This window comes from Nonomuraea sp. NPDC059023, assembly GCF_042740095.1.
GTDB lineage: Bacteria > Actinomycetota > Actinomycetes > Streptosporangiales > Streptosporangiaceae > Nonomuraea.
Genome location: NZ_JBHYIO010000056.1, coordinates 43,865 through 58,244 on the forward strand (window position 1 = coordinate 43,865; position 14,380 = coordinate 58,244).

16 protein-coding genes are annotated in these 14,380 nt (G+C 73.6%); 14 read left to right on the plus strand and 2 right to left on the minus strand.

The window, feature by feature from the left end; all coding sequences use genetic code 11:
- Positions 1-15: 15 nt before the first annotated feature.
- From ACFWYW_RS52980 to ACFWYW_RS53035, 12 genes are all read left to right on the plus strand, one after another.
- Positions 16-1,413: an ROK family transcriptional regulator gene (locus tag ACFWYW_RS52980; protein WP_379626581.1), complete on the plus strand. Its 1,398-nt coding sequence runs from the start codon at positions 16-18 to the stop codon at positions 1,411-1,413.
- A gap of 91 nt (positions 1,414-1,504) precedes the next feature.
- Positions 1,505-2,116, plus strand: coding sequence for an ACT domain-containing protein (locus tag ACFWYW_RS52985; protein WP_379626579.1), 612 nt, complete (start codon positions 1,505-1,507; stop codon positions 2,114-2,116).
- Between the two features lie 293 nt (positions 2,117-2,409).
- Positions 2,410-2,928 carry a MaoC family dehydratase gene (locus tag ACFWYW_RS52990; RefSeq protein WP_379626577.1) on the plus strand — a complete coding sequence of 173 codons (519 nt, stop codon included), beginning with the start codon at positions 2,410-2,412 and terminating at the stop codon, positions 2,926-2,928.
- Complete coding sequence (locus ACFWYW_RS52995; protein ID WP_379626575.1) at positions 2,925-4,010, plus strand: LLM class flavin-dependent oxidoreductase; 1,086 nt, start codon at positions 2,925-2,927, stop codon at positions 4,008-4,010. The genes ACFWYW_RS52990 and ACFWYW_RS52995 overlap by 4 nt, the downstream gene beginning before the upstream one ends.
- Positions 4,007-5,206 (plus strand): CaiB/BaiF CoA transferase family protein, encoded by a 1,200-nt coding sequence (locus tag ACFWYW_RS53000; protein ID WP_379626573.1) that lies wholly within the window; start codon positions 4,007-4,009, stop codon positions 5,204-5,206. The genes ACFWYW_RS52995 and ACFWYW_RS53000 overlap by 4 nt, the downstream gene beginning before the upstream one ends.
- Positions 5,203-6,702 carry an MmgE/PrpD family protein gene (locus tag ACFWYW_RS53005; RefSeq protein WP_379626571.1) on the plus strand — a complete coding sequence of 500 codons (1,500 nt, stop codon included), beginning with the start codon at positions 5,203-5,205 and terminating at the stop codon, positions 6,700-6,702. Before ACFWYW_RS53000 ends, ACFWYW_RS53005 begins: the two co-directional genes overlap by 4 nt.
- Positions 6,699-7,703: a RidA family protein gene (locus ACFWYW_RS53010; RefSeq protein WP_379626569.1), complete on the plus strand. Its 1,005-nt coding sequence runs from the start codon at positions 6,699-6,701 to the stop codon at positions 7,701-7,703. The genes ACFWYW_RS53005 and ACFWYW_RS53010 overlap by 4 nt, the downstream gene beginning before the upstream one ends.
- The gene (locus ACFWYW_RS53015; protein WP_379626567.1) at positions 7,700-8,146 is read left to right on the plus strand and encodes a MaoC family dehydratase N-terminal domain-containing protein; all 447 of its coding nucleotides are present in this window, start codon (positions 7,700-7,702) and stop codon (positions 8,144-8,146) included. Before ACFWYW_RS53010 ends, ACFWYW_RS53015 begins: the two co-directional genes overlap by 4 nt.
- Complete coding sequence (locus tag ACFWYW_RS53020) at positions 8,143-8,523, plus strand: MaoC/PaaZ C-terminal domain-containing protein (RefSeq protein WP_379626565.1); 381 nt, start codon at positions 8,143-8,145, stop codon at positions 8,521-8,523. The genes ACFWYW_RS53015 and ACFWYW_RS53020 overlap by 4 nt, the downstream gene beginning before the upstream one ends.
- The gene (locus ACFWYW_RS53025; RefSeq protein WP_379626564.1) at positions 8,520-9,662 is read left to right on the plus strand and encodes an acetyl-CoA acetyltransferase; all 1,143 of its coding nucleotides are present in this window, start codon (positions 8,520-8,522) and stop codon (positions 9,660-9,662) included. Before ACFWYW_RS53020 ends, ACFWYW_RS53025 begins: the two co-directional genes overlap by 4 nt.
- A complete protein-coding gene (locus ACFWYW_RS53030; protein WP_379626562.1) occupies positions 9,655-9,969 on the plus strand; it encodes a Zn-ribbon domain-containing OB-fold protein in 315 nt (104 codons plus the stop codon). Before ACFWYW_RS53025 ends, ACFWYW_RS53030 begins: the two co-directional genes overlap by 8 nt.
- Positions 9,970-9,975: 6 nt before the next feature.
- Entirely contained in the window at positions 9,976-11,139 is a 1,164-nt protein-coding gene (locus tag ACFWYW_RS53035) for an acyl-CoA dehydrogenase family protein (RefSeq protein WP_379626560.1), read from the plus strand.
- Positions 11,140-11,148: 9 nt separating this feature from the next.
- On the opposite strand, the gene ACFWYW_RS53040 is transcribed toward ACFWYW_RS53035, so the two are convergent.
- On the minus strand, positions 11,149-12,174 hold the full coding sequence (locus ACFWYW_RS53040; RefSeq protein ID WP_379626558.1) for an FAD-dependent oxidoreductase: 1,026 nt from the start codon (positions 12,172-12,174) through the stop codon (positions 11,149-11,151).
- Positions 12,175-12,238: 64 nt separating this feature from the next.
- On the opposite strand from ACFWYW_RS53040, the gene ACFWYW_RS53045 reads away from it, so the two are divergent.
- Together ACFWYW_RS53045 and ACFWYW_RS53050 are read left to right on the plus strand one after the other, a co-directional pair.
- Positions 12,239-12,835, plus strand: a complete 597-nt coding sequence (locus tag ACFWYW_RS53045; RefSeq protein ID WP_379626556.1) for a TetR/AcrR family transcriptional regulator — start codon at positions 12,239-12,241, stop codon at positions 12,833-12,835.
- 16 nt (positions 12,836-12,851) lie between these two features.
- The gene (locus ACFWYW_RS53050) at positions 12,852-13,325 is read left to right on the plus strand and encodes an NUDIX hydrolase (RefSeq protein WP_379626554.1); all 474 of its coding nucleotides are present in this window, start codon (positions 12,852-12,854) and stop codon (positions 13,323-13,325) included.
- Here ACFWYW_RS53050 and ACFWYW_RS53055 read toward each other — a convergent pair.
- Positions 13,322-14,380 (minus strand): MmgE/PrpD family protein (locus ACFWYW_RS53055; protein WP_379641353.1); only part of this gene is annotated, 1,059 nt, incomplete at its 5' end. The two genes, ACFWYW_RS53050 and ACFWYW_RS53055, sit on opposite strands and share 4 nt — an antisense overlap.

The following is a 14,380-nucleotide window of genomic DNA, read 5'->3' on the forward strand; positions in this document are numbered from 1 at the left end:
GGTACATCTTGGCCCATGCCGCGCACCGCCTCGCCCCACACCGCCCGCCTCATCAACGACCGGGCGGCCTTCGACCTGCTGCTGGAGCACGGCAGCCTGTCCAGAGCGGAGTTGCAGCAGCGCACCGGGCTCTCCCGGGCCACCATCGGCGATCTGGTGGACCGCCTGGAGGCCGGCAACCTCATCACCCCGGTGGGGGAGTCCCCTGCCCGGCGCCGCGGCCCGAACGCCGTCCTCTACGGCGTGGTCGCCGACCGGGCGCACGTGGCGGGCGTGGAGGTGCGGGCGGGCGAGGTACTGGCCTCGGTCAACGACCTGACCGGCAACCAGGTAGGTTCCGCCCGCCGTCCCCTCGACCCGGCCGCCGAACCCGACCAGCTCGTCTTCGACACCATCACCGCCGCTCTTCTGGACGCCCACCTGGACCCCGGGCGCCTGGACGGCGTCGTGGTCGGCACCCCCGGCCTCATCGACCCGGAGACCGGCGACGTCTCCTACGTCGGCGCGCTGCCCACCTGGCACGCCAACCTCCTGCCGGGCCTGCGCGCCCGCCTGGGCGGCCTGCCCGTCCTGGTCGAGAACGAGGTCAACCTGGTGGGTCTGGCCGAACACCGCCTCGGCGCCGCCCAGGGCGAAACCACGTTCGCGCTGCTGTCGCTGGGCACGGGCGTCGGCATGGCCGTCATCCTGAACGGCCGCCTGCACCGGGGCCGATCGGGCGGCGCCGGCGAAATCTCCTACCTCCCCCTGGGCCTGACCGGCTCCACCTTCCCCGACCTGATAGCCGCCCCCGCCCTCCTGACCCTCGCCCAAACCCACGGCCTCACCCCACCCACCGTTACCCCCGCCCCACCTGCCGGTACCTCCACCTCCGCCGAGGCCCCTCCCACCCCACGCGAAGCCACACCCAACCCGCCGGGCGGCACCTCCGCGTCGCCGGAACGCTCCTCCGCGCCCCACGCTCCCGGCGGCGCGGTCGCACCACTCGGAGCTTCTGACCCCACGCTCGGCAGTTCGGCCGCCATCTCCTGGCCTTCTGCTCGCACGCCCCGCACCCCTTCACCCGATGCCCGACAGGCAGGTGGCTTGGCCGTGGGGCGGCTGGGGGCGGAGGAGCTTGGTGAGGTTGTCAGGCAGGCGCCACCCGCGTTTCTGGACGCTCTTGCCGATCGGATCGTGTTCGGGGCGCGGGCCGTCTGCGCGGTGCTCGACCCCGGTGTCCTGATCCTCGCGGGGACCATCGGCAGGGCCGGAGGGGAAGACCTGGCGGCCAGGGTGGAGGAGCGGCTGGCGGCGCTGATCCCGTTGCCCACGCGGGTGGTGCCCGGAACGGTCGAGGGCGATCCGGTACTGCGCGGCGCGGTCGTGGTGGCCTTGGAACGGCTCTACACCCAGATGTTCGACCAGCAATAATGCGATATAGCCGCATCATGCGTGACATCTCCGTGGAACGTGGTGGAAACCTCGACACGGCACCGTGGACCCTCACGAAAGGGGGCGGACGATGCTGCTTCGGATCAGGGTGTCCCTGCCGGACCGGCCCGGTGGACTGGGCCAGGTAGCCAGGGCACTGGGCGCACTCGGCGCCGACATCCTTCAGGTGACCGTCCTGGAACGCGAGGCCGGTCGGGCCTTGGACGAGTTCACCGTCAACTGGCCGGCCGCCGCGGGCGAGGTGAGCGACCGCCTGTCCGGCGCGCCCGGCGTGCGCGTGGAGGGCTGCTGGCCGACCAAGGAGGTCCCGGGTTCCGCGCCCGACTACGACGTCCTCACGCAGGTGGCCGCCGACCCCGCGCGCGGGCTCGCGACGCTGGTGGACGCCCTGCCCGGCCTGTGCGGGGCCGACTGGGCGCTCGCGCTGGCCGATGGAGTGGTACGGCATGCCAGCCTGGCCGCCCCCTCCGCCTTCGACCTGCCCGACCCACCCCTGCGCCCCGCCGCCCGAGCCGGCACCGACCTACGCCTCATGGTGCTGCCCGTCGCCGAACTCCACATCGTGGTGGCCCGCTCCGTCGGCCCCGCCTTCCACCGAGCCGAACTCCACCGCGCCACCCGCATCGCCGACGTAGTGGCCAAGCTGTCCGGCCGCACCCCAGAAACCACCCACCAGCCCTAAGCCCACCGGCCCCACGCACACAAGCCGGCCCCGGGGCGGTGCGAGGTGTGTCCACGCGAGGGACGGCTCCTGTGCGGGGTGGATCCTGCGTTGGATGGGCGCTCGTGCGGGGTGTGGCCCGCGTGGGAGGAACACGTGTTTGGGTGGCGGGCCGTGATCGACTGCGGTGTCTGCCGGTGCGGGTACCGGTGTGGCTGGGGGTGGGTTCTCGGGGGTGGTGGGTTCGGCGTGGTGGGGAGGGGGTGGGTGTGGGGCGTTGACCGGGAAAACGTCTGACGATTAACGTGGCGAAGGTGACCGTGCATGAGGCGGCCATCGGCCGCTACTACGAGGACTTCGTGGTCGGCGACGTCTACCAGCACCCGTTGGGGCGCACGATCAGCGAGGCCGACAACACGTGGTTCACGCTGCTCACGATGAACACGAACCAGAACCACTTCAACGCCCACTTCGCCGCCAAAGCCCCCGTAGGCAAGGTCATCGTGAACTCGGGCCTGACGGTGGCGATCGTGCTGGGACTGTCCGTGATGGACGTCAGCCAGACCGCGATCATGAACCTGGGCTGGGAGGACATCAAGCTCACCCACCCCGTCTTCATCGGCGACACCGTCTACGCAGAATCGCTGGTCACCGCGAAGCGGGAGTCGCGGTCGCGGCCGTACGCGGGGATCGTCACGGCACGGACGCGCGGGCTCAACCAGGACGGCGACGAGATCATGTCCTGGGCCAGGACGGTCATGGTGTACAAGCGCGACGCCCCGCACGACAAGGACTATTTCCCCCAGGCCAAGAACGGTCCCATGACCACATGAGGATCACCTACGGCCCGTGGGGCGAGACGCTCGCCGAACTGACCGGGGCGGCGCGGGCCGCCGAGGAGGCCGGGGCCGAGGTGGTGTGGCTGCCCGAGCTGCACCGCAGCGCCACCGTGACCGCCGCCGCCGTCGCGCCGGTGCTGAGCCGGGCGGGCGTCGGCACCGCGGTCGCGCTGGCCTTCACCCGCAGCCCGCTGACCCTGGCCCTGGAGGCGCTCGACCTGGACGAGCTGACCGGCGGACGGTTCGTGCTCGGCCTCGGCGTGGGGGCGCGCCGCCTGAACGAGCGCTGGCATCAGGTCGCGGCCGACCGTCCCGTCACCCGATTACGCGAGACCGTCGAGATCATCAGGGCCGTGGTCGCGGGTACCCCGCCGGTCGTCGAGGGGGAGACGCGGCGCGCCGACCTGCGCGGGTTCCGGCGGCCGCACCGGCCGGTCCGTGCCGCCATCCCCATCTACCTGGCCGCCGTGGGGCCCCAGCTCACCCGCCTGGCCGGGCGGATCGCCGACGGGTGGATCTCGCATGAGCTGTGCTCGCCCGCCTACGTCCGCGAGCACGTCCTGCCCAACCTGAGCCGGGCGCCAGCCCCGGACCACGGCAACAGCCCAGATCCAGGAGAGGACTCGGGGGCGGACGTGCCGCCGGGCGCGCGGGCGGACCCGGGAGCGGGGTTGCCCGCCGGGCCGGGGGTGGATGTGGTGGTTTCGGGTTGTTGCGCCATCGACGCCGACCCTGCCGAGGCGCGCCGGCAGGCCAAGGGCGTCCTCGGCTTCTACGCCAGCGTCGCCACCTACCGCGACTTCTTCGCCTTCCACGGTCTGGCCGAAGAGCAGGAGGCGGTCATCGAGGCCTTTCGCTCGGGGACGCCGGCCGACGGGCTGGCGGCAGCCGTACCGGATCGGATGGTGGAGCGGCTGGCACTGGCCGGCACGCCCGCGCAGGTCGCGGCCGGGATCGACGCCTACCGCGGGCTCGCCACCACGATCAAGCTCACCCCGCCCGTGTACGGCCGGCCGCCCGAGGCCGTGCGCGAGTCGCAGGCCCGCATCATCGCGCTCATCAAGGAGCTGACATGAGGCCGCTGGAGGACGTCAGGGTCATCAGCCTGGAGCAGTACGGCGCCGGGCCGTTCGGGAGCGTGCACCTCGCCGACCTCGGCGCGGAGATCATCAAGGTCGAGGACCCCCGGGCCGGAGGCGATGTGGGGCGGTACGTTCCGCCGTATGCGGAGGGCGGGGATTCGCTGTTCTTCGAGACGTTCAACCGCAACAAGAAGTCGATCGCGCTGGACCTGGGGTGCGCGGCGGGGCGGGAGGTCCTCGAGGATCTGGTACGGCACGGCGACGCCGTCTACTCCAACCTGCGCGGCGACGTCCCGGCCAAGATGCGGCTCACCTACGCCGATCTCCGGCATCTCAACCCCCGCGTGGTCTGCTGTTCGCTGACCGGGTTCGGGATGACCGGGCCGCGTGCGGCCGAGCCCGGCTACGACTACATCCTCCAGGGCCTGGCCGGATGGATGACGCTGACCGGCGAACCCGGCGGTCCGCCGGCCAAGTCCGGCCTCTCGCTGGTGGACTACTCCGGCGGGCTGGTCGCGGCGCTCGCGCTGGTGGCCGGGGTGCACGCGGCGCGCAGGGACGGGGTGGGGCTGGACTGCGACCTGTCCCTGTACGACACGGCGATCACCATGCTCACCTATGTCGGGACCTGGGCGTTGAACACGGACTACGAGCCCGCCCGGACCGCGCGGTCGGCGCATCCGTCGCTGGTGCCGTTCCAGAACTTCGCCGCGGCCGACGGGTGGCTGGTCGTGGGATGCGCCAAGGAGAAGTTCTGGCGGCGGCTGGCCGCGATCCTCGGAGCGCCGTTCGACACCGATCCCGGGTACGCCGACTTCGCCGGCCGGAGGCGCAACGCCGACCGGCTGCTGCCCGCCCTCGCCGACGTCTTCCTGACCAGGACCGTGGACGAGTGGCTGGCGGTGCTGCGGCCGGCCGGAATCCCGTGCGGGCCGGTCAACTCCGTGCACGAGGCGCTGGCCGAGGAGCACACCACGGCCAGGGGGCTGGTGGTGGAGACCGCCCATCCCCGCTACGGCCGGGTGCTGCAGCTCCGGTCGCCGGTGCGGGTGGGCGGCGAGCCGGCCGGGCATCACCGGGCGCCCCGGCTGGGCGAACACGCGGAGGAGGTGCTGCGAGGGCTGCTCGGATACACGCAGGCGCACGTCAAAGCCCTGGCCGGGGCGGGCGCTTTCGGGGAGCCGGGATGACGGCCGCCGAGACGCTGGTCGCGTGGGGGCTGGGGCTCCGGCTGGACGACGTCCCCGACGAGGCGCGCGCCGCCGCCCTGCGGCACCTGCTCGACGGCCTCGGCTGCGCCGCCGCGGCCGCCGGGCAGGGCGAACGGCCGGAGGCAGCCTCCCAAGACGGTGCGCGGGACGGGGCGTGGCCCGGGGCGGTCACAAGGGCGTGGCCCGGAGGGGCCGCGGGGGAGACGGCACGAGAAGACGGAGCGGCGCGGGACGACAGGGTGGCAGAGGACGACGGGGTGGTGCGGGACGGCGGGGCTTGGGCTGCTGTTCGGGTTGCCGGGGAGATGGGCGGGCCGCCGGAGGCGACGGTGTTCGGGACCGGGCGCCGGGTCGGGGCGGTGGCGGCGGCGCTGGCCAACGGGGCGCTGGTGCACGCGCTGGACTTCGACGACACCCATGCCCGGGGGCTGGTTCATGCCACCGCCCCGGTGCTGCCGGTGGCGTTCGCGGTGGGGGAGGAGACTGGGGCGAGCGGGGCCGAGGTGCTCACCGCCGCCCTCGCCGGGTATGAGGCGATCTGCCGGCTCGGCGGTGCCGTACCGCATGGATTTCATGCTCGTGGCCTGCACGCCACCTCGGCCTGCGGACCCCTGGCCGCCGCGCTCGTCGCCTCCCGGCTGTACGGGCTCGCGCACCGCGAGGCGGTCGCCGCGCTGGGCATCGCGGGCAGCATGTCCGGTGGCCTGCTGGAGTTCCTGAACACCGGGGCCTCCACCAAACAGCTCCACCCGGGCTTCGCCGCCCAGGCGGGGGTGCTGGCCGCGCGGCTGGCGCGGGCGGGGGCGAGCGGGCCCGCGACGGTGGTGGAGGGCGAGCACGGCCTGTACGGCGCGCTGCTCGGCCGCCCGGGCGTCGACCCGTTCGGCGACCTGGGGCGCGGCTGGGAGGTCGGCCGGATCACGATCAAGCCGTATCCCGCCTGCCGGCTGTTGCACGCCGCCGTCGACGCCGCGAAGGTCCTGCGGGGGCTGGCCGCCGCGGAGGAGGTGGCCGAGATCGAGGCGGAGGTCCACGACGACGCCGCGGCGCTGGTGTGCGGGGCGGGCAAGGAGCGGCCGCGCACGCCGTACGCGGCGAAGTTCAGCCTGGCCTGGTGCGTGGCGGCGATGCTGGTCGACGGCGAGCTGACCGCGCGCACGTTCGCCCGGCCCGCACGCGCCGACGTGTGTGATCTCGCCGCGAGGGTACGGCACGTGCCATCCGGGCACCGGGGCCCCGCGGCCGACCAGCACGGACGCCTGCGCGCGCTGCTGACGGACGGGCGCAGGGTGGTCGCGGAGGTGGCGCGCGGTTCGGGCGGACCCGGCGACCCCCGCATCGACCGCCTGGTCACCGGCAAGGCTCTGGAAAACGGGCTGAGCGAGCGCGCCGTGAACCTCGCGCTGCGCCTGCACGAACTGCCCGCCCTCGACGACCTGCTGAAGGAGCTGAGCGTGATGGAGGAGCCGATGTGAGGGACAGGACCGTGCGGCTGCCCGCGCTGACCGGCACCGACGCCCGCGACGCCTACGAACGGGCCCGCGTCGCGCTGGGCGCGCTCGGGCTGACGTGGGCGGACGCGGTGCACGTGCGGGAGTACGCGAGCGCCCGGCCGGACCCGGCGGCCAGGCCGGAAGGGGTCACGCTGTCGGCGATCGCGGTCGAGGGCGTGCTGGAGGACGGGCACGAGGTGGCCGTCGAGGTGACGGCCTGCCGAGGGGGCGGCGAGCGGTTCGCCACCGGCCGCGGCGTGGTGACCGTGGCGGGGGAGATCGTGTATCTGCCCGCCGTCGTCCCGGCCGACCTGTCGGCGGGGTTCGGCGAGCAGTACCGCTCCTGCCTGGAGGTGGCGGCCGAGCTGCTCAAGGTGGCCGGGATCGGGCCCGAGGGGCTGGTGCAGACCACCGACTACACCGCGACCGCCACCCGGGCCGACTACCCGCGCTGCGGCCGCCCCCGCAAGGACCTGCTGGGCGGCGAGGGCAGCGACGGGCGGCCCGTGCATCCGGGCGCGGCCGGGATCCTGGTGGACCGCGCCGCCGTGGAGGGCGCGAAGGTCACGCTGGACGCGGTGGGCTCGCGCTTGCCGCTGCGCGCCGTCAACCCCGGCTGGACGCGCTATGACACGCTCACGTACAAGCCGGGGGTGGCGGCGGGCGGCACGCTGTTCATGTCGGGCTTCGGCGCGCTGGAGCCGGCGACCCAGCGCTCGCTGTTCGAGGGGGACCTGGTGGCGCAGGCCGAGTACACCTACACGGCGATCGCCGCCGTGCTGCGCGAGGAGAACCTGACCGGCTCGGACGTGGTCAGACTGGTCGAATACATCACCCCACCCGCCATCACGAAATATCCGGAAATAGTGGCGGTCAGGGAGCGCCACTTCCCCAACCGCCCGGCCCTCACCTCAGTCGTCTGCACGGCTCTGCTCCGCCCCGAGTTCCTCATCGAGGTCGTCCCCACGGCGGTACTCCGGTGAACGAGGTCACCTACACCGCCCCAGAAGAGCTCGGCCGCGCCGCGATCCGCTACTTCGCCCAGGCCGTGGGCGACGCCAACCCGCTCTACACCGACGACGCCTACGCCCGCGAGCACGGCTACGACGGCGTCATCGCCCCGCCCACCCTGATCTTCGAGACGAACCAGTTCACCGGCCTGCCCCGCGACCCCGACGGCTACTGCGGCCACACCTGGGACCTCGATTTCCCCGGCACCCGCCTCGTGCGCGGCGGCAACACCTACGAACTCCACCAGCCGGTACGGCCCGCCGACGTCATCACCGTCACCTGGCGCCTGGGCGACATCGTCCGCAAGGCGGGCAAGATCTTCGTGACGTCCACCGCCACCTACACCAACCAGCACGCCGACCTGCTGGCCGTCAACGAGGAGACCCTGATCTACGTGCCGCTGGAGGCCCCGTGATCCCCCCTCTGGAACGCGAGATCGACCGAGCCGGCATGATCGCGTACGCCGGGGCCACCTGGGACTGGCACCGCCTCCACCACGACTCCGTCTACGTGGCGGACAGGGGCCTGCCGGCGCCGGTCGTGGACGGTCAGCTCTTCGGCGCGCTCCTTGCCGAGCACCTGCAGGACTGGCTCGGCCCGAGGGCGCGGATCACCCGCATGAGCTTCCGGCTTCGCTCGATGGTGTTCGCGGGCGAGACCGTGCGCTGCACCGGGCGGGTGGTGGCCGAGCAGGACGGCCTGCTCACGGTGGAACAGCAGGTCGAGGTCATCGGCGACAACCCCAGAGTCGCCGTGGCCCCCGCGACGTCCGTGGTGAAGAGGCGGCCATGACCGCGGTGGCCATCGTCGGGGCGGCCGAGTCCGATCTCGGGGTCACCGGCAGGAGCGCGCTCGAACTCCAGGCCCAGGCGGCCACCCGCGCCCTGGCCGACGCCGGCCTCACCCTGCGCGACGTCGACGGACTGGCCACCGCGGGCGTGGGCAGGTTCGCCGCCACCCAGGTCGCGGAGTACCTGGGGCTGCGCCCGGCCTGGACCGACTCCACATTCGCCGGCGGGTCCGCCTTCGAGATGTACGTGGCGCGGGCCGTACAGGCGATCGGGGCCGGGCAGTGCGCGACGGTGCTGATCTCCTACGGCTCGAACCAGCGCAGCGCCCGCACCCGCTCCCTGTCCGGCGTCCACGAGGGTGACGTCCCGCAGACCACCCACGAGGCCCCGTACGGCCCGCTCTACCCGATCTCCTACTACGCGATGGCCGCCCAGCGCTACCTCCACCAGTACGGCAGAAGCCGGGCCGACCTGGCCCAGGTCGCCGTGGCCGCCCGCGAGTGGGCGCTGCTGAACCCGCGCGCCTACCGCCACGCCGCCGGTCCCCTGACGGTCGAGCAGGTCCTCGCCGCACCCATGATCTCCACGCCGCTCACCGCCGCGGACTGCTGCCTGGTCACCGACGGCGGCGCCGCGATCGTGCTCACCGCCCTCGACCGCGCCCGCCACCTGCCGAAGCTCCCCGTCACGGTCCTCGGGTACGGCGAGGCCACCGCGACGGCCAGCATGTCCCAGGCCCCCGACATCCTGGACACCGGCGCCGCAGAAGCGGGCCGGAGAGCCTTCGCCATGGCCGCCCTCTCACCGGGCGACGTGGACGTGGCCCAGGTGTACGACTCGTTCACGATCACGGTCCTGCTCACCCTGGAGGCCCTGGGCTTCTGCGAGCCGGGCCGCGCCGGCGACCTCGTGAAGGAGGCGGGGCCGGGCGGCGCGTTCCCGTTGAACACCACCGGCGGCGGCCTGTCCCACTGTCACCCGGGCATGTTCGGCCTGTTCCTGCTGGTCGAGGCGGTCCGCCAGCTGCGCGGCGCGTGCGGCCCGCGCCAGGCGCCCGGCGCCGAGGTGGCGCTGGCCCACGGCACCGGCGGCATCCTGTCCACACACGCCACCGTGCTGCTGGGAGCCGACCGTGGCTGACCGCCTGGAACTGCAGGAGTGCCGGGACTGCGGCCGCCGCCAGCACTACCCGAGGCCGCTGTGCCTCGGCTGCGGCTCGGGCGACCTGGCCCCGCGCGAGGCGGAGGGAGGCGGCTCCGTGGACACCTTCACCGAGGTCCGCCGCGCCCCGTCCGAGGACTTCCAACCCCCGTACGTGATCGCCCGAGTCCGCCTGGACGAGGGCCCCGTCCTGCTCACCCGCCTGGCCGGCCCCGGCCCGTGGGCCTGCGACGAGCGGGTACGGCTCACCTGGTGGCAAGGGCTGCCCGTCTTCGAGAAGGAGTAACGCGCCATGGATTTCGAGCTGACCGACGACCAGAGGGCCTTCAGGGAGACGTTGCGCGCCTTCGTCGAGAAGGAGATCGTCCCCGTGGCCACCGAGTGGGAGCACTCCGGGAGGTATCCCACAGAGATCGTGGCGAAGATGAAGGAGATGGGCCTGTTCGGGCTGACCGTCCCCGAGGAGTACGGCGGGCTCGACGCCGACATGGTGACCTTCGCCCTGGTCTTCGAGGAGATCGCCAGAGGCTGGATGGGCGTGGCCGGGACCATCGGCTCCCACTCGCTGTCGGCCTGGATGATCGCCCGCCACGGCACCGAGGAGCAGAAACGCCGCTACCTGCCGGATCTGGCGAGCGGCGCCCGCCGTACCGGATTGGCGCTGACCGAGCCGGGAGCGGGCACGGACCTGCAGGGCATCCAGACGCGCGCGGTCCGCGACGGCGAGCACTACGTCGTCAACGGCGTCAAGACCTGGATCACCAACGCCCGCCACGCCGACCCGCTTCCCGTGCTGGTCAAGACCGCGATCACCGAGCCCGCGCACAAGGGCATGTCAGTGCTGCTCGTGGACGCCGGAACGCCCGGGTTCACGGTCAGCCGCGACCTGCCCAAGCTCGGCTACAAGGGCACCGAGACCTGCGAGGTCGCGCTGCAGGACGTCCGGGTCCCGGTCTCGGCCCTGCTCGGCGGCGAGGAAGGCAGGGGCATGCAGCAGGTGCTGTCCGGCCTGGAGATCGGCCGGGTCAACATCGCCGCCAGGGCCGTCGGGGTGGCCCAGGCCGCCTACGACGCCGCCCTTTCCTACTCCCGTCAGCGCGAGGCGTTCGGGCAGCCGATCGCCGAGTTCCAGGCGGTCCAGCTGAAGCTCGCCGACCTGGCCACGGAGATCCAGGCCGCGCGGCTGCTGACCTACTGGGCCGCCTCGCAGGCCGACGGCGGCAAGCGGGTGGACATGGAGGCCGCGATGGCCAAGTACTTCGCCTCCGAGGTGGCGCTGAAGGCGTCGCTGGAGTCGATGCGCATCCACGGCGGCTACGGCTACAGCCAGGAGTACGTCGTGGAGCGCCTCTACCGCGACGCCCCGCTGATGGCCATCGGCGAGGGCACCAACGACGTGCAGCGCCTGGTGATCGCCAAAGCCCTGATCAGCGGTAAGGGCAAGGTCGGCTGGTGAGCGCCCGGCTCACGCCGGCAGCAGGCGCAGGAGCGAGTCGCGCAGCCCGGTGCGCCGTACCGTCATGAACCGGTGCAGGCTGCGCGAGCCGAACGCCACCCGCTGCGCGCTGCGCCGCCGCTCGGCGTCGTAGGCCCGCAGCGCCGCCGGCAGCGTGGCGTGCGTGGCGATCGCCCTGGTCAGCGCCTCGGCGTCGAGGATCGCCGTGCACGCCCCCTGGCCCAGGTTGGGCGTCATCGCGTGCGCCGCGTCGCCGACGAGCGCCACGTTCCCGCCGCTGGTGAAGGAGGGCAGGGCGGGGTGGAGGTGGCGCATCTCGTAGCGGATCCACTCCGAGGGATCCGTCTCGTGCAGGATGCGGGGGATCGGGTCGTGCCAGCCGCGGAACAGCTCACGCAGTTCCCCGGCGGTGGTGGCCTCCGGCACCGTCGCGTACCAGTTGGTCTTGCCCGGCTCGACCGGCGTCATCCCGAAGAACCGCCCCGTGCCCCACGTCTCGCCGTGGATGCCGCTGTCGAATCCGGCGATGCCGATCCATGCCACCGTCCCCACGTGGCGCGGGCCGCTGCGCCCGCCGAAGCGCCCCTCCCGCACCGCGCTGCGGATGCCGTCCGCGCCGACCACCAGGTCGTGACCGGCCGCGAGATCCTCCACGTCGCGCACCCGGCTGCCGAACTCGATCGGCACGTCCAGCGCCCCTGTCAGCGCATCCAGCAGGTACGGCCGCGCGATCAGCAGCTCCGGCCGCCCGGCCCTGCGCTCGATGCGTTCCAGCGGCAGGTTCGCGATCACCGTGCCGTCCGGGGTCCGGATGCGCCCGTCCCGGTACGGCACCGCCCGCTCCCGGAACCCCTGCCCCACACCCAGCCGCTCCAGCGCGCCCTGGGCGGTCGGGTGGATGCCGAAGCCGGTGCCGTACCTCTCGATCTCGGTCCGCCGCTCCAGCACCCGCACCGACCAGCCCGCGCGCCGCAACCCGATCGCGGTGGCCAGCCCGCCCACGCCCGCCCCGACCACCACAGCCTTTCCGGCCATGTCACACCTCCACGACTCGACTACCACATCTGTGGTACCACGTTTGGGGTAGTATCGGCAAAACGTGAGCGAGAGGCGGAGCATGGCGAACCAGGACCGGCGCGACCTGCTGCGCGACGCGGCCATCCACGTGCTGGCGCGCGAGGGCGGGCGCGGCCTGACGCATCGCGCGGTCGACGCCGAGGCGGGCGTGCCCGGCGGCACGGCGAAGAACTACTTCCCGGCCCGCGAGGCCCTGCTGCGCGCGGTCGCCGAGCGCTGCCTGGAGCTCTACCAGGGCGCCGTCCCGGCCGCTCCGCCCGCCGACGCGGCCGGGCTGATCGCCATGTTCGAGGCGCTGCTGCGCGACGCGGCGGGGCCCGGCCGCGACCGCCTGCTCGCCTACCTGGAACTGCAGGCCGAGTCGGCCCGCCGGCCGTGGCTGGCGGAGATCCTCGACCCGATCGCGGCCGGGGACTTCACCGGGTTCGAGCGAGCCCAGCGGGCGGCCGGGCTGCCCGTCACCCGCGAACGCGCCGCGCTGGTCACGCTGGCCCTGCACGGGGCGCTGCCGCACCTGCTGTCGGGCGGCGCGGACACGCTGGCGGCGGCGGGGCTGGCCGATCCGGCCGCCTTCGTCCGCGGCGTGCTACGGGCGGCCTACCCGGATACGGAACTCTAGGAAGGACAATGCGGGGGTGAAACCACTTCTGGCCGTGAGCGCGGTCGTGCTCGGGGACGGCGAGGTCCTCATGGTCCACCAGCGCAACGCCGGCGACCCGCACCCGATCTGGGGCCTGCCGGGCGGCATGGCCGAGGAGGGCGAGCTGTCGGACCGGGCGGCGGCCCGCGAGGTCGCCGAGGAGACCGGGCTGAAGGTGGGCCCGCCCACGCGCCTGGTGGCGGTCGTGCAGTTCCCGGTTCCCGCGACGCTGACCGCCCTGTACTTCGCCTTCGAGCGGCCGCGCGGCCAGGACCTCGCGCCCGCCGACCCCGACGGGGACGTGCTGGAGGCGGCCTGGGTGCCGGTCGGGCAGGCGCTGGCGCGGATGGCGGACTTCCCGCTGGCCGTCATGCGCGAGCCCGCGACCGCCTGCCTGCGCGAGCCCGCCGGCCCGGTCCGCTACTGGACCTGGCCGGACGGGCCCGACGGCCGCGCCGCGGTGATCTAGGTGTTCCAGGCCACGGTCAGGGGGAGCAGGGCCGAGGCGGGGGCCCCGGAACGGGCCGCCGCCACCAGGGCCTCCATGCGCTCCTCCGGCAGGGCGCGGCGGGCGTTGTCGCGGAACTTGCGGGCCAGCTCCTCCCCGGTCAGCGGATGCTCGGGACCGCCCCGGGAGGAGTCGACGCGGTGTTCCAGCTCGGTGCCGTCGGCCAGCCGTACCCGCAGGACGGCCGCGAAGGCGCGCGGGAAGATCTCCGTCGCCCGCGCGTCGGCCACGCACCGCACCCGCGCGGCCAGCGCCAGCCGCGCCGGGTGCAGCTCGGCGAAGTCGTCCAGGCAGACACCGAGCCCGCCGCCCGAGCCGAGCAGCGCCGTGGCGACCGTGTACGGGCCGGAGAACTTCGCGTGGTAGGGGGAGCGGGGCGCCGCCTTCTCCTCGGCCGGTTCCGCGATCGTGCGCAGGACCGGCGCCGGCACCCCCAGCTCGATCTCGGCCTCCGCCAGCGCCTCGGGGCCGAGCCGGTCGCGCAGGGCGAGCGCGCAGTCGATCGCGGGATGGGTGAAGTGGTTGGTCGGGTACGGCTTGTAGACGGTGCGCAGCAGCTCCCACCGCCCGCCCAGCCCGTCGAGCAGCGCCCCGGCGTCGAACCGGCCGTCCAGCCAGGCCTGGAAGAAGCCGAACCGTCCCTCCAGCACCGTCGGCGGCCCGGTCACGCCTTCGAGCGCCAGCACCGCGGCCGACACCCCGGCGTGCGCGGCCCAGCCGCAGTGCACCCGCTTGACGGTGCCGCCGGTCCTGTTGGCCTCGATGACCCCGGCGCCCATGCTGGCGGCGATGCCCATGGCGTCGGCCAGCCCTTCGGCGGGCAGGCCGTACAGCATCCCGGCCGCCACCGCGGCGCCGAGCGTGCCGCAGATGGACGTGGCGTGCTGGCCCTTGTCGAAGAAGAGCGAGTTGCCCGCCTCGGGCAGGTAGGAGGCCATGCCGAGGCGGTTGCACACCTCGATCCCGGCGGCGACCGCCGCCGCGAGGCTCGCCCCGCCGGCGCCCGTGGCCTCGGC

Excerpts from the sequence above, each read along its gene's own strand:
- ACFWYW_RS52980 (WP_379626581.1), top strand. The coding sequence starts at position 16 with ATGCCGCGCACCGCCTCGCCCCACACCGCCCGCCTCATCAACGACCGG.
- ACFWYW_RS52985 (WP_379626579.1), top strand. The coding sequence starts at position 1,505 with ATGCTGCTTCGGATCAGGGTGTCCCTGCCGGACCGGCCCGGTGGACTG.
- ACFWYW_RS52995 (WP_379626575.1), top strand. The coding sequence starts at position 2,925 with ATGAGGATCACCTACGGCCCGTGGGGCGAGACGCTCGCCGAACTGACC.
- ACFWYW_RS53000 (WP_379626573.1), top strand. The coding sequence starts at position 4,007 with ATGAGGCCGCTGGAGGACGTCAGGGTCATCAGCCTGGAGCAGTACGGC.
- ACFWYW_RS53005 (WP_379626571.1), top strand. The coding sequence starts at position 5,203 with ATGACGGCCGCCGAGACGCTGGTCGCGTGGGGGCTGGGGCTCCGGCTG.
- ACFWYW_RS53025 (WP_379626564.1), top strand. The coding sequence starts at position 8,520 with ATGACCGCGGTGGCCATCGTCGGGGCGGCCGAGTCCGATCTCGGGGTC.
- ACFWYW_RS53035 (WP_379626560.1), top strand. The coding sequence starts at position 9,976 with ATGGATTTCGAGCTGACCGACGACCAGAGGGCCTTCAGGGAGACGTTG.
- ACFWYW_RS53040 (WP_379626558.1), bottom strand. The coding sequence starts at position 12,174 with ATGGCCGGAAAGGCTGTGGTGGTCGGGGCGGGCGTGGGCGGGCTGGCC.